The sequence below is a fragment of the Leucobacter sp. L43 genome (genome assembly GCF_016597785.1).
GTDB lineage: Bacteria > Actinomycetota > Actinomycetes > Actinomycetales > Microbacteriaceae > Leucobacter > Leucobacter alluvii.
Genome location: NZ_JAENJG010000001.1, coordinates 1,645,892 through 1,665,641, shown reverse-complemented (window position 1 = coordinate 1,665,641; position 19,750 = coordinate 1,645,892). Strand labels below are relative to the sequence as shown.

Genomic DNA, 19,750 nt, shown 5'->3' with positions numbered 1-19,750 from the left:
AGCCGGTGCAGAATGACGCGTATGGCACTCGATCACCCGGGCACGCTCAGCGGCTCTCTCGTCACGCTCGACCCTCTCTCGCTCGACCACCTGGAGGGACTCGCCGCGGCGAGCTCCGACGGTGAGCTGTGGAAGCTCTGGTACACCACGATCCCGGCACCCGACGAGATGGAGACCGAGATCCGGCGCCGCCTGAGGCTGCAGGACGCGGGTTCGATGCTCCCGTTCACCGCACGTCGCACGGACACGGGCGCGATCATCGGTATGACGACCTTCATGAACATCGATGCGCTCACGCCGCGCGTCGAGATCGGGTCGACCTGGAACGCCGCAAGTGCGCAGGGAACCGGCACCAATCCCGAATCGAAGCTGCTGATGCTGCAGCACGCATTCGAGGTGTGGGGGTGCAGCGCCGTCGAGTTCCGCACCGACCACAACAATCACCAATCGCGCGCAGCGATCGCCCGGCTCGGCGCGAAGCAGGACGGCATCCTGCGCGCCCACCTCCGGCCGGCCGCCGGGTATCAGCGCGACACGGTCGTGTTCTCGATCACCGAGCCAGAGTGGGCCGGCGTGCGGCTCGGGCTCGAGCATCGTCTCGCGAAGCGCCTGGCGGCGTAGCGGTTCAGGGGCTCGGCGGGCCCACGGCGACGGTGACGAGAGCCGCGATCGCGTCATCGTCGAGCGGGGTGCGGCTCAGCGCGCGGAGCAGGAGAGCCCCGACGAGCGCCTCGGAGATGTCGTCGACCGGAGCGCCAGGCGGCAGGTGCGGTTCGCTTCCGAGCGCCGCCGTGAGCCGCGTCGAGACGGCGCCCGACCCCGATCCGGCGATCACGTCCCGCAGACGCTGACCGACATCGGCGTTGTCGGTCGCCGCGGCGATCAGCGAGCGCGCCAGGCTCTCACCCTGCGGGCTGAGCAGTACATCGCCGACGGCGCGCAGCCACGCCGTCAGATCCCGGCGCACATCGCCTGTGTCGGGAACCTCGAGCCGTTCTGCGAGGATCATGCCCTCGAGCAGGGCCTCGGCGATGATCGCGCTCTTCGACTTCCACCACCGGTAGATCGTCTGCTTGCCGACGCCCGCGCGGGAAGCGATGCCCTCGATGGCGAGGTGGTCGTAGCCGCGTTCCGCGAGCATCTCGACGGCTGCCTGCAGAATCGCCTGGCGCGCGGCCTCGCTGCGCACCGGGCCGCTGCGGGATGACGCTGCCACGTGACCTCCATTCAGTAAAGACGAGACGGTCCGTGTTATCTTAGCCCCTGCTGGTCGACGACGATGGCGGCCCGCCTGATGCGGCCGCCGCGAACTGGGGAGATTGCATGGCCGAGTTGCTGCACCGACTGGGAACCTTCGCCGCGAAACGCGCGTGGACGGTGATTCTCGCGTGGATCGTCATCCTCGGCATCGCCGTCGGCGGGTTCCTCATCGGGTTCAAGGGCCTGAGCTCCAGCTTCGACGTTCCCGGAACCGCCTCCGGCGAGGTGCTCGAGGAGCTCGAAGCATCACTCCCCGACTTCAGCGGCGCCTCGGGAACGGTCGTGTTCCACTCCGAGGACGGGGCGCCGCTCACCGACGCTCAGCGATCCGACATCTCGGAGCTGGCCGAGGCAGCGAAAGACCTGCCCGACGTGGCAGACGTCATCGACCCGTTCGAAGCCCAGCAGCAACTCGAAGACCAGCAGCAGCAGATCGTCGACGGACGCCAGCAGATCGCAGACGGGCGAGCGCAAGCCGAAGCCGGTCAGCAGCAGCTCGACGCCGCCCGCGCGCAGATCGCCGAGGGGCAGGCGCAACTCGACGCGGCCGGCGCCCAGCTGGCAGCGATCGAGATGCCAGAAGAAGCGCGAGCGCCCCAGCTCGCACAGCTCGAAGCGCAGCAGCAGCAGCTCGACGCCGGGAACGCCGAGCTCGACGCGCAGCAGGAGCAGCTCGACGCCGGCATCGCCGAACTCGACGAGAACCAGGCGAAGCTCGAACAGGGCGCGGAGCTCGCCTCCTACGCCGAGAAGATCGGCGTCGTATCGGCCGATGAGGCGACCGCGCTCGTGAACGTCTCCTTCACGGAGCCCCGGCTCGACCTCTCGCAGGAGACGAAGGACGCCGTGGTCGAGCACTTCGAAGGCACGCCCGTCGACGGGGTGCAGGTCGCGATCTCCACCGACATCTCGCAGGGCGTGCCCGAGATCCTCGGCGTCGGCGAGGCGGTCGGCGTCGTCATCGCGGCCATCGTGCTCATCGTCGTGCTCGGCTCGATCCTCGCCGCCGCCTTCCCCATCGTCACCGCACTCGTCGGCGTCGGCATCGGAGCCATGGCGACGCTCGCGTTCTCCGGCGTGACGCAGATGGCCTCGGTCACCCCGATCCTCGGAGTGATGCTCGGCCTCGCCGTCGGCATCGACTACTCCCTCTTCATCCTGTACCGGCACCGCAAGCAGATGCTGCAGGGCGCCGGCGTCGTCGAATCGATCGGGCTCGCCAACGGCACCGCGGGCAACGCGGTCGTGTTCGCAGGCACCACCGTGATCGTCGCCCTGCTCGCGCTGAACATCACGGGCATCCCATTCCTCGGCCTCATGGGCACGGCAGGCGCCGTCAGCGTCGCCGTCGCAGTGCTCATCGCGATCTCCCTCACCCCGGCGCTGCTCGGTCTCGCCGGCACGCGCCTGCTGAGCAAGAAGGCCCGTGCGCGGGCTTCGATCGCAGCGGCCGGCGAACCGGGCACCGCCCCCGATGTGAATCGCGGCGTGAAGCCCATGACGAACCTGCGCGCCGTCGTCACGGCGGTCGTCGCCACGGTCGTGCTGCTCGTCATCGCGATCCCGTCGATGTCGATGCGTCTCGGTCTGCCCGACGGCGGGTCGGAGGCCGAAGGCTCGACCGCGTACGAGGCGTACACGCTGACCGACGAGGCCTTCGGCGAGGGCGCGAACGGGCCGCTGCTCATCACCGCAGATCTGCCCGAGGGGCTCGACGACGACGGAGTGCTCGACGCGCAGCTCGCCGTCGCACGCGAGCTCGCCTCCATGGACGACATCGATGCGATCGCTCCGGTTGCCGTCTCGGACGACCACCGTCTCACCGCCTTCCAGGTCGTGCCGGCCGAGGGGCCGAACAGTCTGTCAACCGAGACCCTCGTGCGCGACCTCCGCGAACTCCCGCCCGTCGACGGCGAGATCGCACTCGGGGTGGCCGGCCAGGCTGCCATCAACATCGACATCTCGGAAGGGCTGCAGGAGGTGCTGCCGCTGTACCTCGTCGTCGTCGTCGGCCTCTCCTTCCTCATCATGGTGATGGTGTTCCGCTCCCTCGTCGTGCCACTCATCGCGACCGGCGGCTTCGTGCTGTCGCTCTTCGCGACGTACGGCGCCGTCACCGCGGTGTTCCAGTGGGGCTGGCTCGGCGAGTGGCTCGGGGTGCACAACCCCGGCCCGATCCTCAGCTTCCTGCCCGTGATTCTCGTCGGCATCCTGTTCGGGCTCGCGATGGACTACCAGCTCTTCCTCGCGACCGGCATGCGCGAGGCCTACGCCCACGGGGCGCCCGCGAAGCTCGCCGTCGCGCAGGGATTCCGGGCCGGGCGGACCGTCGTCATCGCGGCGGCCATCATCATGGTGGCCGTGTTCGGCGGGTTCATCGCATCGGATTCAGTGATGATCAAGTCGATGGGCTTCGGCCTGGCGCTCGGCGTGCTGCTCGACGCGATCGTCGTGCGCATGCTGCTCGTGCCCGCGCTGATGCATCTCGTCGGGCGCGGCGCCTGGTGGCTGCCGAAGTGGCTCGACCGCATCATCCCGAACGTCGACGTCGAGGGGTCGGCGCTGGAGCGCCGCCACCCCGTGCACCACTAGCGGCGCGGCGCTGCGGCGCTGCCGCGGCAGCGGCAGCGCGGCAGCCTCAATCTGCGAGCGGGGTCACTCTTCGTGCGTGTTGGACCAGCGACACGCACGAAGAGTGACCCCGCTCTGCGTGAGACGGCCCGTTCAGCTCGGCTGCGCGCGGGCTCGCTCGACTGCTTCTGTCAGCGCCGCGATGAGCGCCGATGGGTCAGCGACATCGTCGTCCATCGCCACGAGCACCGTCCAGCCGGCATTCACCATATGTTTGCGCCGTATCGCGTCTCGACGCAGCTGAAGATCGCTCGAAAAGTGGTAGCCGCCTTCGTATTCGATGGCGATGCGGAGGTCGGGATACCCGAGGTCGGCGTGGAGCACCCGATGCAGTGTGGCGACCGGACAGTTTACGACGGGCTCATCGAAGCCCGCGTCAACGAGGGCCAACCTGATGAAACTCTCCGGAGGGGAATCGACGGGAGTGCGCAGCAGATCTATTGCACGGTGACGTGCCGGCGCTCCGAGGGTGTTGCGATGACGGGAACGAGCGACCGCGAGTTCACTCGGGGTGCAGAGCGGCGGCGTCCGCGCACCGCCGCTGTCGGGAAGTCGCTCGCCGGACAGAAGGTAGTCTCCGGCCGCGACGAGCTCAGGGAGGGACACGACGACGGCTATCTGGCACCACACATCGGCGGGGGAGGGAAGGGTCAGCCCGCCGTGTTCAGCCCATCGCAGACCGCCTGATTTCACACGATGGCCGTGAATGAGCCGGTGGCGAGGGGCGCGGTGCGGCGAAAAAGATCCGACGTCGACTCGTCCTTTCGATGGCTGAGGGCACGGAATGCCGTAGACCGCGGCCGCAGACCTCCGGGACAGAAAGTGCTCTGGCCTGAGCGTCTGTCCGACCGCTATGCAGCGGTCGCGGTAGCTGAACTGGTCGAACTCGAAATCGGGGTGCACCACGAGGCCGTACCCGATGCGGCGCACATCGTGCGCTCGAAGCCGGTTCGATGACGTACCGGCGGCGATGATCTCGGATGCGCGGTACACGCCTGGGGCGACGGGGATGCTCTTGCGATGCGACACCTCTCCAGACTTGTCTTCTGCGAGCCGATTGCATCCGTCTGACCGAAGTTGTGGAAAGGTGGCGCGTCAATGCGGCTCGTTGTTTCGGTGTGAGCGACGACCGATTCGGTGCTATTCACCGCCGACCCACACATCCGCGAGCGGAGTCACTGTTCGTGCGTGTCATGGGGGCGACACGCACGAACAGTGACCCCGCTCGGAGAAAGGCGCAGCAAGCGCAGCGGCCGCAGCGCTACGCGCCAGCGCGGGCGCGGGCCGCGGCGCCGTGCTCGAGCGGTGCGAGGCGCTGCAGCTGAGTGACGTGGGCGGGCTCGAGCTCCGCGATCGAGGCGACGCCGAGCAGCTTCATGGTGCGCTCGATCTCGTCGCGCAGGATCGCGATCGTGCGATCGACCCCGGCTCGCCCGCCGGCCATGAGTCCGTAGAGGTAGGCGCGTCCGATGAGGGTGAACTTCGCCCCGAGTGCGATCGATGCGACGATGTCGGCGCCGTTCATGATGCCGGTGTCGACCATCACCGTCGCGTCGCGACCGACCTCGCGCACGACCTGCGGCAGGAGGTGGAACGGGATCGGCGCCCGGTCGAGCTGGCGGCCGCCGTGGTTCGACAGGATGATGCCGTCGACGCCGAGGTCGATGAGCTTCGCCGCGTCCTCGACGGTCTGCACGCCCTTCACGACGAGCTTGCCGGGCCACATCTCGCGGATCACCTTGAGGTCTTCGTAGCTGATGGTGGGATCCATCGCGGCGTCGAGCAGCTCGCCGACGGTGCCGCCGGTCGTGGAGAGTGACGCGAATTCGAGCTTGGGGGTGGTGAGGAAGTCGACCCACCACCACGGCCGGGGGATCGCGTTCACGATGGTGCCGAGGGTGAGCTGCGGCGGGATGGAGAATCCGTTTCGCTTGTCGCGCAGCCGGGCTCCGGCGACGGGCGTGTCGACGGTGAACTGCAGGGTGTCGAATCCGGCTTCCGCGGCGCGGCGCACGAGGCCGTAGGAGATCTCGCGATCCTTCATCACATACAGCTGGAACCAGTTGCGGCCGTGGGGGTTGGCCGCTTTCACGTCTTCGATCGACGTGGTGCCGAGGGTGGAGAGCGTGAACGGGATGCCCGCGGCTCCTGCGGCGCCGGCTCCTGCGGTCTCGCCTTCGGTCTGCATGAGGCGGGTGAACCCGGTCGGGGCGATGCCGAAGGGCAGGGCTGAGGATCCGCCGAGGACCTGCACCGAGGTATCGACGTTCGCGGCGGGCTTCAGGATGCCGGGGTGGAACTCGACGTCCTCGAACGCCTGACGCGCGCGGGCGAGGGAGAGCTCGCCCTCTGCGGCGCCGTCGGTGTAGTCGAACGCCGCTTTGGGAGTGCGGCGCTTCGCGATGGTGCGCAGGTCGTTGATGGTGAGCGCGGAGTCGAGGCGGCGCTTCTTGCCGTCGAACTCGGGGCGCTTGAACTGCATGAGGTCGAGAAGTTCGGAGGGGTTGGGGAGTTGACGGGTAACCATGACTGAAACCTAACGCGAAGCGGGGGTGTAACGGATGGGGGCGGTGGATCGGGCCACGACGGCGCGCAGCTCGGTGAGACCCGGGCCGATGAGGCCGAGCGTCTGCGCCTGGATGAGCAGGTTGCCCATCGCGGTCGCTTCGACGGGGCCGGCGAGCACTTCGAGGCCGGATCGGTCGGCGAGGCGCTGGCAGAGCAGGGTGTTCTGCGAGCCGCCGCCGACGACGTGGATGGTCGAGACCTCGCGATCCGCCAGTCGGCTCGCCGTCTCCACGGCGTCGGCGAATGCCACGGCGAGGCTCTCCGTGATCGAGCGGACGATCTCGGCCCGCCCCTCGGGTGCGCGTTCGCCGCGTGCTTCGAACCAGCGCACGATGCGGTCGGGCAGGTCGCCGGGCGGCATGAACTGTGGGTCGTTCGCGTCGAAGACGGGGATGGGGCCGGTGACCGATGCTGCGTCGGCGAGCAGTTCGCCGAGCAGGCTGGATCGCTGCGCGTTCGTCGCACCGGGCTCCCAGTGCCGCAGCGACTCCGAGAACAGCCATGTGCCCATGACGTTGTGCAGGAAGCGCGTGGTGCCCTCGATGCCGCCCTCGTTGGTGAAGTTCGCGAGGCGGGCGGCGTCGGTGAGCACGGGGGCATCGAGTTCGAGGCCGACGAGGCCCCAGGTCCCGCACGAGATGTAGGCGAAGTCGGATCGCGTGGCCGGTACCGCTGCGACGGCGGAGGCTGTGTCGTGCGAGGCGACCGCGACGACGTCGATCGCCCGGCCGATGACCTTCGCTGCGTCTCCGGTGACGGGCCCGAGGCGGGTGCCCGCCTCGATGAGCTGCGGCAGGATGCGCGCGGGAATGCCCGCCTCTTCCGCGAGTTCGAGATCCCATTCGCGTGTTCGCGGATCGAGCAGCCCGGTGGTCGACGCGTTGCTGCGCTCCGCGGCCTCCACTCCGGTGAGCCAGTAGTTCAACAGGTCCGGCACGAGCAGTGCGCGGTCGGCCACGTCGAGCAGGCCGTCCTCTGCGGCGAGCTGGAAGATCGTGTTGAAGGTGAGATGCTGCAGGCCGTTGCGGGCGTAGAGGCGCTCGGCCGGTACGCGCGCGAGCACGGCTGCGACGCCGGCTTCGCAGCGCGCATCGCGGTAGTGGTAGGGGATGCCGAGCAGGCGGCCGTGACGCAGCAGGCCGTAGTCGACCGCCCACGAGTCGATGCCGATCGACGCGATCTTCCCGGGGGCGCTGCGCTCGGCGGCGGCGAGCCCCTGCAGCGCCTGGTGGTAGAGCTCGAGGAAGTTCCAGTGCAGGCCGTCGCTCGTGCGCACGGGGTCGTTCGCGAAGCGCGCCACGTGCTGGGTGCGCAGTTCGGCACCGTCTGGGCCGTGCGCGATGCGGCCGACGATGACGCGCCCGCTCGTCGCCCCGAGGTCGACTGCTGCGACGGCGCGACCGGCGGCCGGAGCGCCGACGTCGGCGCCGCCGACCGCCGATCCTGCAGCCGCGTCGCTCATCGCAGGAACGCCGCGGCGACGCCGGAATCGACGGGGATGTGGAGACCGGTGGTGCGGGTCAGCTCGGGGCCGGTGAGCACGTAGACCGCGTCGGCGACGTTCTCGGGCACGACCTCGCGCTTCAAGATGGTGCGGTTCGCGTAGAACTGGCCGAGATCCTCTTCCTTGACGCCGTAGGTCGCGGCGCGGTTGGCGCCCCACCCCGCTGCGAAGATCCCGGATCCGCGCACGACGCCGTCGGGGTTGATGCCGTTGACGCGGATGCCGTGCTCGCCGAGTTCGACGGCGAGGAGCCGCACCTGGTGGGCCTGGTCGGCCTTGGTGGCGGAGTACGCGATGTTGTTCGGGCCGGCGAAGACGCTGTTCTTGGAGGAGATGTAGATGACGTCGCCTCCGAGCTTCTGCGCGATCATGGCGCGTGCGGCGGCCTGGGCGACGAGGAAGGAGCCCTTCGCCATGACGTCGTGCTGCAGGTTCCAGTCGGCTTCGGTGGTGTCGAGCAGGGACTTCGAGAGCGAGAGCCCGGCGTTGTTGACGACGAGGTCGACGCCGCCGAATGCGAGCACCGCGGCGTCGATCGCGCCCTGTACGGCTGCCGCGTCGGCGACGTTCGCTGCCACGCCGATGGCGACGTCTGCATTCCCGAGCTCGGCTGCTGCGGCCTGCGCCTTCTCGAGGTCGAGATCGGCCACGACGACGCACGCGCCCTCGGCGGCGAGGCGCGTTGCGATCGCCTTCCCGATGCCGGAGGCGGCGCCGGTGACGAAGGCGATGCGGCCCTGGTGCGACTTCGGTTTCGGCATGCGCTGGAGTTTGGCCTCCTCGAGGGCCCAGTACTCGATGCGGAACTTCTCTGCGTCGCTGATGGGGGCGTAGGTGGAGAGCGACTCGGCACCGCGCATGACGTTGATGGCGTTGACGTAGAACTCGCCGGCGACGCGGGCGGTCTGCTTGTTCGCGCCGTAGCTGAACATGCCGACGCCCGGGATGAGCACGATGAGCGGATCGGCGCCGCGCATGGCGGGGCTCGTCTCGTCGGCGTGCGCCTCGTAGTAGGCGCGGTAGTCCTCACGGTATGCCGCGTGCAGTTCGTGCAGGCGATTGATCTGATCCTCGGCCGTGGCGGTGGCCGGCAGATCGAGTACGAGCGGCTTCACCTTCGTGCGCAGGAAGTGGTCGGGGCAGCTCGTGCCGAGCGCCGCGAGCGGGGCGAGCTTCTCGCGGGACAGGAAGTCGAGCACGGCGTCGGAGTCAGTGAAGTGCCCGACCATCGGCTTGTCGGTGCTCGCGATTCCCCGCACCACCGGCGCGAGCTGGGCTGCGCGGGCGCGGCGCTCGGTCTCGGGAAGAGGCTCGAATCCGGCGACGACGCCGCCGAAGGGTTCGGGTGCGCCGTGCTCGGCGATGTAGGCGGCAGCGGTGTCGATGATCCAGAGCGAATTCCGCTCGCTCTCCTCGCTCGTGTCGCCCCAGGCCGTGATGCCGTGGCCGCCGAGGATGCAGCCGATCGCCTCGGGATGCTCCGCCTTGATGGCGGCGATGTCGAGGCCGAGCTGGAAGCCGGGGCGGCGCCAGGGCACCCACACGACCTTGTCGCCGAAGATCTTCGCGGTGAGCGCTTCGCCGTCGGCTGCGGTCGCGATCGCGATGCCGGAGTCGGGGTGCAGGTGGTCGACGTGGGCCGCGTCGACGAGGCCGTGCATTGCGGTGTCGATCGACGGCGCCGCGCCGCCCTTGCCGTGGAGGCAGTAGTCGAGGGCTGCGACCATTTCGTCTTCGCGCTCGAGGCCGGGGTAGACGTTCACGAGTGCGCGGAGGCGGTCGATGCGCAGCGCCGAGAGCCCGGCGGCGGTGAGCGTGCCGAGGTCGCCGCCGGAGCCCTTGACCCACATGAGTTCGACGTCTTCGCCGGTCACGGGATCGGTGGTGAACCCCTTCGCCGACGTGTTGCCGCCCGCGAAGTTCGTGTTCTTCTTATCTGCGCCGAGTCGGTTCGAGCGGGCGATGAGTGCCTGGGCGGTGGGGTCGGTCATGGGTGCCTCCGGAGCTGCCGTTTGTTGCTTCGTGTGAATTTAACACGAAATAACATGGCCGACAAGCGATCGTGCATCATCGGATCTCGACGAGGTCCCGATACGGATCGAGCCTGGGATCTGCGGGGTCGAGTTCGGTGATGAGCGTCGAAACGTCGGAGAGTTCGAGCGCCATGCCGGTCGAGCGCTTTCCGAGCTTCGACGAGTCGGCGCAGAGCACGGTCGCGTCGGCGGACTGCGCGAGGTGGCGCTTCACCTCGGCTTCCGCGAGCGACGCTTCTGAGGTGCCTCCCTCCGGGCTGATCCCGTCGGAGGAGGTGAAGAACACGCGCGTGTGCAGGAGGCGCGCTCCGGCGTTCGCAATCGGGCCGACCAGGCTGCCGGTGATCGCCTCGTGCGCACCGCCCGTCAACTGGGCCTCCACGCCGCCGAGACGCGCGAGCAATTCGAAGGTCTGGACGGAGTTGGTGCACGCGGTGAGCGCGCCGTGATCGCCGAGCATCTCAGCGAGGGCGTTGACGGTCGTCGATGCGTCGAGGGCGATCGCACCTCGACGGGGCACGAGATCGAGTGCCTTGCGCGCGATCGCGCGCTTCGCGCTCCCACGGGTCGCAAGCCGTTCGTCGTAGCTGCGCGGGCCGGTGGCGGGCACGGCGCCCCCGCGCACCCGTCGCACCGATCCCTCGACCTCGAGCATCTCCAGGTCGCGCCGAATGGTCATCGTCGAGACGTCGAACTGCGTCGCGGCCTGCTCGATGGAGATCTCACCCGCGGTGCGCGCGAGTTCGACGAGTTCTCTGCGCCGCCGCTCTCCCTCGATGCTTCCGTTCACGGCCATGTCTCTGAGCTTAGTGACCCGGCGCTACTACGCTAGGACCACCATGGTCTCCCTCGCCGCCGAAGAACGACGCGCCTGGCTGCTGCAGCGGCTCAGTGCGCTCCAGCGCGTCTCGCTGGCCGAGGCCGCATCGGAGCTGGGCGTCAGCGAGATGACCGTTCGACGGGACCTCGACGGCCTGGAGCTGGGCGGCACCATTCGCCGGGTGCGCGGCGGCGCCATGTACACCGGTCCCGTGAGCTTTCACGGCCGCGAGCAGTCTCAGGCCGCCGAGAAGGCGACCATCGCCGAGAAGCTGCTTCCGCTCGTGCCGACCAGCGGAATGATCGCGCTCGACTCGTCGACCACGATGCATCAGCTCGCTCAGCGCATCTCCGGGTCGGGAGACCTCACCGTCGTCACGAACGGAATGCTCACCTTCCACGCGCTTCAGGAGCGGCCCGGCTTGACCGCCGTGCTCACCGGAGGAGCGGCTGATCGGCGAAGCGACTCGCTGGTGGGGCCCGTCACCACGGGCTTCGTCTCCCGCGTCCACTTCTCGGCGTTCTTCGCGTCTGCCGCTTCCCTGGACGAGCGGGGCTGCCATGAGAGCACGCTCGAGGAGGCCGAGGTGAAGCGGGCGATCGCGCGTGCTTCGGAGCGCGTGCTGATCGGCGTGCACAGCGAGAAGCTCGGCAGTGTCTCCGTCGCGCACGCCGTTGATATCGATGAGATCGACACCCTCGCGACCGAGCTCGCCCCCAATGCTCGTGATCTCGCGGCGTTCCGCCGCCTCGTCTCCGACTTGCGCTGACGGCGCCGAGGCGGTGTTCCGGGTCCGCGGGGCCTGGGCGCGCCGTTGCGTCATCGTTACTTCACAAAAGTTGACAAAACCTCACATCTTGTAACACACTCATGTCTTGAAGGTGACGCCACGATGACGTGAGGAGCGTGCAGCAATGTCCCTACAGGACGTATCGACGGCCACCGGCCGCGGGGCAGGTCTGTCATTGCAGGTCGACCGGCTGGTGAAGGAATACCCCGGGGTTCGCGCACTCGACGGCGTCAGTCTCGACCTGCGGCCCGGTGAGGTGCACGCGATCATCGGCGAGAACGGTGCAGGCAAGTCGACGCTCATCAAGACCCTCTCGGGCGCCATCGCCCCGACCAGCGGCACGATCGCCGTCGATGGGGTGGTCCATGAGCGGCTCACGCCTCAGCTGGCCAGGGAGCTCGGGATCGCGGTGATCTACCAAGAGTTCACGCTCTTCCCGAACCTCAGCGCATCCGAGAACGTCTTTCTCGGAGAGTTCATCATGAAGGGGCCGGTGCTCGACCGCAAAACCATGGCGGCGAGATCGCGTTCGCTCTTCGAGCGACTCGGAGTATCGATCGCGCCGAACGCCCTCGTCGAGACGCTCACCACCGGCTACCAGCAGATCGTCGAGATCGCGAAAGCGCTGTCGAAGGAGGCGAAGCTGCTCATCATGGACGAGCCGTCAGCGCCGCTCACCGCCTCCGAGGTCGACGCCATGTTCGCGATCGTCGACGTGCTCAAGCGCGAGGGCATGACCATCGTCTACATCTCGCACCGCATGGAAGAGGTCTTCCGGCTCTCCGATCGGGTCACCGTGCTGCGCGACGGTCAGTACGTCGGCACGGTCGACACCCCCGCCACCACGAAGCGCGAACTCATCTCGATGATGGTCGGCCGTGAGCTCGGGGAAGACTACCCGACGCGCACGAACGTGCTGACCGAACCATCGCTGACGGTGACCGGCTTGACCGGCAACGGCGTGCGCGACATCAGCTTCGTCGCGCGAAAGGGAGAGATCCTCGGGTTCGCGGGGTTGATCGGCGCCGGTCGCACCGAGCTCATGGAGCTCGTCTTCGGGGCGAAACGGCCGGAATCCGGCACGGTCGACCTGCACGGCAACTCGGTGCTCTCGCTCAACCCCATCGCGGCGATCAGGAACGGCATCGCCCTGGTCCCTGAAGACCGCAAACGGCACGGCCTGATCCTCGAGTTCTCGATCGAGCAGAACATCTCCCTGCCACGGCTCCCGGAGATGTCGCGCGCCGGCGTCATCTCGACCGCGGCCGAGCGCGAACTCTCCGACCGCTACATGCGCGAGCTGCGCATCAAGGCGCCGAGCGGCGCCGAGATCGTCGGCAATCTGAGCGGCGGCAATCAGCAGAAGGTCGTGCTCGCGAAGTGGCTGGCCACGAGCCCGGAAGTGCTCATCTTCGATGAACCCACCCGGGGCATCGACATCGGGGCGCGGCATGAGATCTACCTGATCATGAACCGGCTCGCGGAGGAGGGGAAGACGATCCTGATGATCTCCTCCGATATGGAAGAGCTCATCGGCATGTCCGACCGGGTCGTCGTGCTGCAGGAGGGCCTGCAACGCGGGCTGCTCGAATCGGAAGACATCACTCAGGAAGCCATCCTCACGCTGGCTTCGGAAGGAGACCTCGCATGATCTCGAAGTTCCGACCGCGACTGCACGAGCTCGGGATCGTGCTGGTGCTGGTGCTGCTCATCATCGGTTTCAGCGCGCTCTCCCCGAACTTCTTGGACGCGAACAACCTGTTCAACATTCTTCGCCAGGTCACGACGCTCGGGATCGTGGCCGTCGGATTCGCGTTCGTGCTGCTGACCGGCGGCATCGACCTCTCCGTCGGCTACCAGATCTCGTTGTACGTCGTCGTGTGCGGCATCATGATGGCGCAATTCGACGTTCCCTGGCCGCTCGCGATCGTACTCGTGCTCGTGCTCGGCGTCGTGATCGGGCTGATCAACGGGCTGATCATCACCCTGACGGGTGTGGCCCCGCTGATCGTCACCCTCTCCATGATGACGATCCTCAACGGCGTCAGCTACCTGCTCTCCAAGGGCCTGCCGATCTCCGGCTTCCCGAGCGGCTTCTCCGTGCTCGGGCAGGGTGCCGTCATCGGCATCCCGATCTCCGTGATCGTGCTCGCCCTCGTCTGGGCGATCGGGTACTTCATCGCGAATCAGACCTACATCGGTCGGTACTTCTACGCGATCGGCAACAACGTCGAGGCGGCGCGCCTGTCCGGTGTGAATACGCGACGCACCCTGCTGCTCGTCTACGCAGTGAGCGGCCTCTTCACCGCCGTCGGCGCGATCCTGCTGCTGTCTCGACTGAACTCGGCGCAGTCGGCCACCGGAGCCGGGTTCGAATTCAGCGTGCTGACCGCGTGCGTGCTCGGCGGCGTGAGCGTCATGGGCGGGCGCGGGAGCCTGTTCGGTGCGTTCATCGGCGTGCTCATCGTCGGCGTGCTCGACAACGGTCTCGTGCTGCTCAACGTCAGCGAGTACGTGCAGCTCGTGATCAAGGGCCTCATCCTGCTGGTCGCGGTGATCTACGACGCCACCTCGAAGCGCTCCGGCGGGCGGCGCAAGCAGATCGGTGGCGTGTCCATCTCACGAGGGCCGACGGCTGAACCGAAGACCGCGACCGTCCCCCTCTCCTGAACCCTCCGTTCTCGCGGAAACCAACGAAAGGAACCCCATGAAGAAGATCACTGCGATTGCGGCGACAGGAGCACTGCTGCTCGGTCTCGCAGCGTGCAGCTCCGGCGGGAGCAGCGCCGCTCCGTCCGACACCGAATTCTCGGTCGGCGTCACATTCTCCGATCTCTCCAATCCCGTCTGGGCTGAGCTCGTGCAGGAGGCGCAGTCCTACGGCGCCGAGGAAGGCGTCGAGGTCAACTACGTCGACGCCAAGAGCGATGCAGCCACGCAGGTGACGCAGATCGAGAACTTCATCCAGCAGGATGTGGACGCGATCATCATCTGCGCCGTCGATTCGGAATCGCTCAAGGCGGCGACGCAGAAGGCGCAGGACGCGGGTATCAAGATCGTCGGGTACACCCAGGTGCTCGACAACTACGACGCCCAGTACCTGGTCGACGCATACGAGACCGGGTACGCGAACGGCGAAGCCGCAGCGGAGTGGATCAACGAGAACTACGGCGATGAGGACGTCGTCGAGTGGGCGCTGATGGACCTGCCGACGTTCCCCGAGATCATCGATCGCGCGAACGGCATCAAAGACGCCGTGGAGGAGATCGCGCCGAACGCCGAACTCGTCGCGACGAACTCCGCGCTGACCGCCGAGGAGGGCGTGACGAACGCCGAGAACTTCCTGCAGGCCAACCCCGATCTGAAGATGATCGCCACGATCGGCGGCGGCGGCGCGCAGGGCGGCAACGAGGGAGTCAAGGCGAGCGGGATCACCGACTTCGACTCCTTCGGACTGTTCGGGATCGACGCCACCCAGATCGAGATCGAGAACATCATCAAGGGCGACCCGCAGAAGAGCTCCATCAGCCTCGGCGGCGGCAAAGCGCACGGGCGGACGCTGATCGACATCACCTCCGACCTGCTGAACGGCGAAGAGGTCGAGAAGGACCAGTTCATGCCGATCACCGTGATCGACGAGAGCAACGCGCAGGACTACTTCGACGAGATGTTCGGCGGCTAATCAGATATCGGGGGCGGCGCGAACCGGATCGGGTCGCGCCGCCCTGTCACTGCCAGCACCGTCGCGCGACGGCAGGCGAACGTCGAGGAGACAGACACATGACACGCATTCTTGCGGCCGGAGACTTGTTCATCCGGTCGACCCGTCTTCGCAGCGCGATCGAACTCGCCCTGAGCGGGGCTGGGGGCCCGGGATCCGAGATCGAGGTGAGGGAGATCGAGTTCCCGTGGCCCGACGCGCCGTTCGGGCGAGTGGGAGAGGTCGACGAGGCCTCCGGGACGGAGGAGGAACTCATCGAAGCGCTCGACGGGGTCACCGCCATCGCCACGCAGCTCGCGCCGCTCACGGAACGCGTACTCGCGGCCTGCCCAGACCTGCGTCTGATCGCGGTCTCGCGCGGCGGCCCGACGAACGTGAACCTCGACGCCGCGCGGGCCCGCGGAGTCGCCGTCGCGAACGTCCCGGGCCGCAACGGCATCTCCACCGCAGAGATGACGATCGGGCTCGCGCTCGCGCTCCTCCGCCGCATCCCGCTCTCGCACAACACGTTGCTGTCTCACGAGTGGCGGGGAGAGTTCTATCGGCATGAGGAGGTCGGCGGCGAGGTCAAGGGATCGACCATCGGGCTCCTCGGCGCAGGCGCCGTGGGCGGGCACGTCGCAGGTGTCTTCGCAGCAATGGGAGCCGACGTGCTCGTCTACGATCCGTACGTGCAATCAGGATCACTGGGCCCCGGCGTGCGGTCGGCGCCCAGCATCGAGGACGTCTTCGCGCGATCGGATCTCGTATCCGTGCACGCGCGACTCTCTCCCGAGACGACCCATATGGTCAATGCCGAACGGCTCGCACTCATGCGCCCGGGTTCGCGTCTCGTGAACGCCGCGAGGGGCGGCCTCGTCGATTACGACGCCGTTGCCGATGCCGTGGAGCGCGGGCACCTGGCGGGCGCCGCGTTCGATGTCTTCCCCGAAGAACCGGTCGACTTCACGCACCGCATCTTCGGCCTGGCGGCCGCCGGGCACGACATCGTCTTCACCCCGCACATCGCCGGAGCGAGCCGTGAGACCGCGGATCGCGCGGCGGACGGCGTGGCGGAGGAGATACGCCGGTATCTTTCGGGCGAACCGCTGCTGCACCCGCTCGTCGAGGCGCCGTCCCCCACGATCACCCGAACCGCGCCGAGCCCGACCGCGCTGGGGCGGTAGCCTGCTCTGGCCCGTGCTGGGCAGGGCGCGACCGTCACCGGACCCTTCGACGAAGAGGAACTCACCCCATGACCCAACTGCTGCTCGGCATCGACGTCGGTACGAGTTCGGTGAAAGTGGTCGCGACGGATCGGGCTGGCACGCTCGTCGCCGATGCGTCGCAGCGATACCCGACGGCGACCGCTGGCGCGGCCGCCGAGCAGGATGCGACGGCGTGGTGGGAGGCGGTCTGCGCGTTGACGCGGAAGGTCGTCGCCGGAAGAACGGTACTGGCGGTCGCCGTCACCGCGCAGGCTCCGACACTGGTGCCCGTGGATCGGAACGGATCGCCGACGTGTGCGGCGCTCACGTGGCTCGACCGGCGGGCGACGGCCGAAGCTGAGCGGATCGCGGAGATCGTTCCCCATTCGCGCAACGGCGCGGATCCCTTCTTCGGCACCGCGAAGCTGCCGTGGCTCGCCGCGCACCGGCCCGAGGCGCTCGCAGCCGCGGAGCATGTGCTGTCTGCGAACGGCTTCATCGTGCGCCGTCTCAGCGGCGTCGCCGTGCTCGACGACACGACGGCCGCACTCATGCAGGGGTTCGACGACGAAACCGGTGCCTTCGACGCGGCGCTGCTCAATGCCGAAGACTCGCTCGCATATCTGCCGCCCATCGTGGCCGCACGAGCGATCGTCGGCACCGTCACACTCGAGGCAGCCCAGGCGACCGGCATCACCGCGGGGGCGAGCGTCGTCGCCGGAGGCATCGACTCGATCGGTTCAGCGCTCGAAGCCGGCGTAGTCGAAGTCGGCGATCCGCTCGTCGATATGACGGGGTTCTCGAGCGTCACGATTCTCGCGGTACCGCGCGGCACCCGCGTTCCCGGTTTCATCCACACGCGGCACTGCGTGGCGGACGTCGATCTGCTCATCACGGCGCAGGTGACCGCGGGTGCCACCATCGACTGGGTGAACGGCCTCGAAGGCGCAACGGACCTGCGCGAAGACGCCGTGCTCCTGCAGCTGCCGAGACCCGGCGAGCTCACCATGGTGACGAGCCTCGCCGGCGAGCGCACGCCGGGGTGGAATCCGCACTCCCGCGGAGTGATCGACGGCATATCGCTCGCGACGACCGCCTCTGATCTGATGCTCGCCGCGATGGAGGGTAACGCCCTCGCCCTGGCTCGCGACATCGCGACGGTTCGCGAGGCGGGGTTCCCGATCGATCGCGTCGTATCGACTGGCGGCGGGTCGGCATCGCGCGCCTGGTCGCAGATCAAGGCCGATGTGCTGGGGGTGCGCGTCGATCATCCCGCGAGCGGGCACGGTGCGGCGCAGGGGGCGGCCATGCTTGCAGGAATCGCGACGGGCGCGATCGACTCGCTCGACGCGATCCGCTCGCACGGTCGTGAACTCGAGGCGAGCTTCACGCCGGACCCCCTGTTGACAGCGGCCTACGCGGAACGGACTGCTCACTTCGCGACGCTCAGCGCCCTGAACGACCGCCGCCGCTGAGCCGCGCGAATCGACGCGTCCTCTGCCCCGTCGCGGCGACCCTGCCACCACCGACCCCGGCCAACTTCCAGCGGGGTCACTTTGGGAGGGTGTCGCGGTCGAATACCACCATGACACCCTCCCAAAGTGACCCGGCTCGCTTGGCGGCCCGGCTGGCTTGGCGGCCCGGTTCGCTTGGCGGCCCGGTTCGCTTGGCGGCGGCGGCGGCGCCGCTCGCTCGGCGGCGCCGCGCGGTCGGTGGGAGCGGGCCAGCGGTGCGCACTGCGCGCCGGTCGACCGCTTCATTGATCCATTTCGGCATCCACGGCCCGGGAATGCGTCGGGAGCGCGAGCGCCCGTGTCGAGCGATCGCGCAGCGCTGCAGGGAGTTCCGGGGTAACGATTCCGTATCGGCCCCACCGCCTATTGTGCCGCGCGAAACAATTTGGTAGTTTCAATGAAACCTTCTTGGTTCAATGAACCAGAGAAGCGCACGCAGCATCACCACAAAGGAGTGAGTAATGGCACAGGCCGGTCCATACGCGGGAGTCACGAGTTCTGAAGCCGCGATCGAACGCGCGATGAACGATGCGAACGGCGTGCTGCGTCTCGCTCCCGCTTGGGTGCCGCGCGCGTTCTGCACCCCGGGTCGGCGTATCCGGCTGCACCCAGACGACTACTTCCCGCTGGGCAAGGAGCGCGGCGGCATCGATGAGCGTTGGTTGGCGAGTGCGATCCGAGCCGAGAACGGGCCGCGCACCGACCCGTTCGAAGGTCTGAGCCTCGTGCGCGATCCCGACGGCGGGGTGATCCCGCTCGATGAACTCATCGCGCACGCGAAGGGCGATGCCATCGGTGCGCTGTGGGCGTCGCACGGCCTCTGGCCGATGTACTCGAAGTTCTTCGACAACGAGTTCCCGCTGCCGTTCCACATCCATCACCGCGATGAACACGCCGCCCTCGTCGGCAAGCCCGGCAAGCCAGAGGCCTATTACTTCCCGCCGCAGATGAACAACCATGGCGGACAGTTCCCGTACACGTTCTTCGGGCTTCACCCGGAGGTCACGAAAGAGCAGCTCCGCGACAAACTCGAGGCCTTCCTCCGCGGCGGCGACAACCGCATCACCGACCTGTCCAAGGCGTATCGCATCACCCCTGGCACCGGATGGGACGTGCCCGCAGGTGTCCTGCACGCACCGGCCAGCATGTGCACCTACGAGCCTCAGGCGGCGTGCGATGTGTTCGCGATGACCGAGTCGTGGTCGAACAATCGCGAGGTTCCGGACGAACTGATGTGGAAGGACGTGCCCGCGAGCAATGTCGGCGACCTGGACTTCATCGTCGATCTCGCGGACTGGGACCTGAACATCGACGCCGACTTCTGGAGTCACCGCTTCACTCCGCCGGTCGAGACGGTCGAAAGCCGCGCCGGGTCGCCTGAGTACACGGAGCGCTGGATCACCTACCGCGCGACTGCGTTCAGCGCCAAGGAACTCACCGTCGCTCCGGGCGGGTCCGTCACCGTGGGCGACCGGGACGCGCACGGACTCATCGCGGTCGCCGGGCACGGCAGCATCGGCGGGCAGCACATCGCGGCGATCTCGAGCATCCGATATGGGCAGTTCTCGAGCGATGAGTTCTTCATCACGGCGGGCGCCGCATCGGGCGGGGTGCAGGTGGTCAACACGTCGACGACCGACGATCTGGTCATTCTGAAGCACTTCGGGCCCGGCAATCAGCAGCTCGCGAGCGAACGCGTCGAGCTGGGACTCTAACGATGTC

Annotated in this window: 16 protein-coding genes; 10 read left to right on the top strand and 6 right to left on the bottom strand. The window is 67.9% G+C overall.

Going from position 1 to position 19,750, the window contains the following annotated elements; all coding sequences use genetic code 11:
• The first annotated feature begins 21 nt into the window (after positions 1 to 21).
• On the top strand, positions 22 to 621 hold the full coding sequence (locus tag JE033_RS07755) for a GNAT family N-acetyltransferase (RefSeq protein WP_090146032.1): 600 nt from the start codon (positions 22 to 24) through the stop codon (positions 619 to 621).
• A gap of 4 nt (positions 622 to 625) precedes the next feature.
• Here JE033_RS07755 and JE033_RS07750 read toward each other — a convergent pair whose 3' ends face one another.
• On the bottom strand, positions 626 to 1,216 hold the full coding sequence (locus JE033_RS07750) for a TetR/AcrR family transcriptional regulator (protein WP_090146034.1): 591 nt from the start codon (positions 1,214 to 1,216) through the stop codon (positions 626 to 628).
• Between the two features lie 107 nt (positions 1,217 to 1,323).
• On the opposite strand from JE033_RS07750, the gene JE033_RS07745 reads away from it, so the two are divergent.
• A complete protein-coding gene (locus JE033_RS07745) occupies positions 1,324 to 3,852 on the top strand; it encodes an MMPL family transporter (protein ID WP_200330559.1) in 2,529 nt (842 codons plus the stop codon).
• Between the two features lie 132 nt (positions 3,853 to 3,984).
• Here the strand turns inward: JE033_RS07745 and JE033_RS07740 are convergent, their stop codons facing one another.
• A complete protein-coding gene (locus JE033_RS07740) occupies positions 3,985 to 4,215 on the bottom strand; it encodes a hypothetical protein (protein ID WP_200330557.1) in 231 nt (76 codons plus the stop codon).
• A 153-nt stretch (positions 4,216 to 4,368) separates the two neighbouring features.
• Here JE033_RS07740 and JE033_RS07735 point away from each other — a divergent pair, with 153 nt between their 5' ends.
• A complete protein-coding gene (locus JE033_RS07735; protein WP_200330555.1) occupies positions 4,369 to 4,578 on the top strand; it encodes a hypothetical protein in 210 nt (69 codons plus the stop codon).
• A 574-nt stretch (positions 4,579 to 5,152) separates the two neighbouring features.
• Here the strand turns inward: JE033_RS07735 and JE033_RS07730 are convergent.
• The 4 genes from JE033_RS07730 to JE033_RS07715 all read right to left on the bottom strand — a co-directional run bounded on the left by JE033_RS07730 (position 5,153) and on the right by JE033_RS07715 (position 10,792).
• Positions 5,153 to 6,418: an alpha-hydroxy acid oxidase gene (locus tag JE033_RS07730; protein ID WP_200330553.1), complete on the bottom strand. Its 1,266-nt coding sequence runs from the start codon at positions 6,416 to 6,418 to the stop codon at positions 5,153 to 5,155.
• A 9-nt stretch (positions 6,419 to 6,427) separates the two neighbouring features.
• Complete coding sequence (locus tag JE033_RS07725) at positions 6,428 to 7,921, bottom strand: rhamnulokinase family protein (protein ID WP_200330551.1); 1,494 nt, start codon at positions 7,919 to 7,921, stop codon at positions 6,428 to 6,430.
• On the bottom strand, positions 7,918 to 9,954 hold the full coding sequence (locus JE033_RS07720; protein WP_200330549.1) for a bifunctional aldolase/short-chain dehydrogenase: 2,037 nt from the start codon (positions 9,952 to 9,954) through the stop codon (positions 7,918 to 7,920). The genes JE033_RS07725 and JE033_RS07720 overlap by 4 nt, the downstream gene beginning before the upstream one ends.
• 76 nt (positions 9,955 to 10,030) lie before the next feature.
• Entirely contained in the window at positions 10,031 to 10,792 is a 762-nt protein-coding gene (locus JE033_RS07715; RefSeq protein WP_200330547.1) for a DeoR/GlpR family DNA-binding transcription regulator, read from the bottom strand.
• 43 nt (positions 10,793 to 10,835) lie between these two features.
• Between JE033_RS07715 and JE033_RS07710 the strand changes: the two genes are divergently transcribed.
• From JE033_RS07710 to JE033_RS07680, 7 genes are all read left to right on the top strand, one after another.
• Complete coding sequence (locus JE033_RS07710; protein WP_200330545.1) at positions 10,836 to 11,585, top strand: DeoR/GlpR family DNA-binding transcription regulator; 750 nt, start codon at positions 10,836 to 10,838, stop codon at positions 11,583 to 11,585.
• A gap of 145 nt (positions 11,586 to 11,730) precedes the next feature.
• On the top strand, positions 11,731 to 13,257 hold the full coding sequence (locus tag JE033_RS07705; protein ID WP_200330543.1) for a sugar ABC transporter ATP-binding protein: 1,527 nt from the start codon (positions 11,731 to 11,733) through the stop codon (positions 13,255 to 13,257).
• Positions 13,254 to 14,276, top strand: coding sequence for an ABC transporter permease (locus JE033_RS07700; RefSeq protein ID WP_200330541.1), 1,023 nt, complete (start codon positions 13,254 to 13,256; stop codon positions 14,274 to 14,276). The genes JE033_RS07705 and JE033_RS07700 overlap by 4 nt, the downstream gene beginning before the upstream one ends.
• A gap of 37 nt (positions 14,277 to 14,313) precedes the next feature.
• The gene (locus JE033_RS07695) at positions 14,314 to 15,288 is read left to right on the top strand and encodes a sugar ABC transporter substrate-binding protein (protein WP_200330539.1); all 975 of its coding nucleotides are present in this window, start codon (positions 14,314 to 14,316) and stop codon (positions 15,286 to 15,288) included.
• A 98-nt stretch (positions 15,289 to 15,386) separates the two neighbouring features.
• Positions 15,387 to 16,493: an NAD(P)-dependent oxidoreductase gene (locus JE033_RS07690; protein ID WP_200330537.1), complete on the top strand. Its 1,107-nt coding sequence runs from the start codon at positions 15,387 to 15,389 to the stop codon at positions 16,491 to 16,493.
• A gap of 68 nt (positions 16,494 to 16,561) precedes the next feature.
• Complete coding sequence (locus JE033_RS07685; RefSeq protein ID WP_200330535.1) at positions 16,562 to 17,989, top strand: FGGY-family carbohydrate kinase; 1,428 nt, start codon at positions 16,562 to 16,564, stop codon at positions 17,987 to 17,989.
• Between the two features lie 500 nt (positions 17,990 to 18,489).
• The gene (locus JE033_RS07680) at positions 18,490 to 19,743 is read left to right on the top strand and encodes a hypothetical protein (protein WP_090146056.1); all 1,254 of its coding nucleotides are present in this window, start codon (positions 18,490 to 18,492) and stop codon (positions 19,741 to 19,743) included.
• Positions 19,744 to 19,750 lie beyond the last annotated feature (7 nt).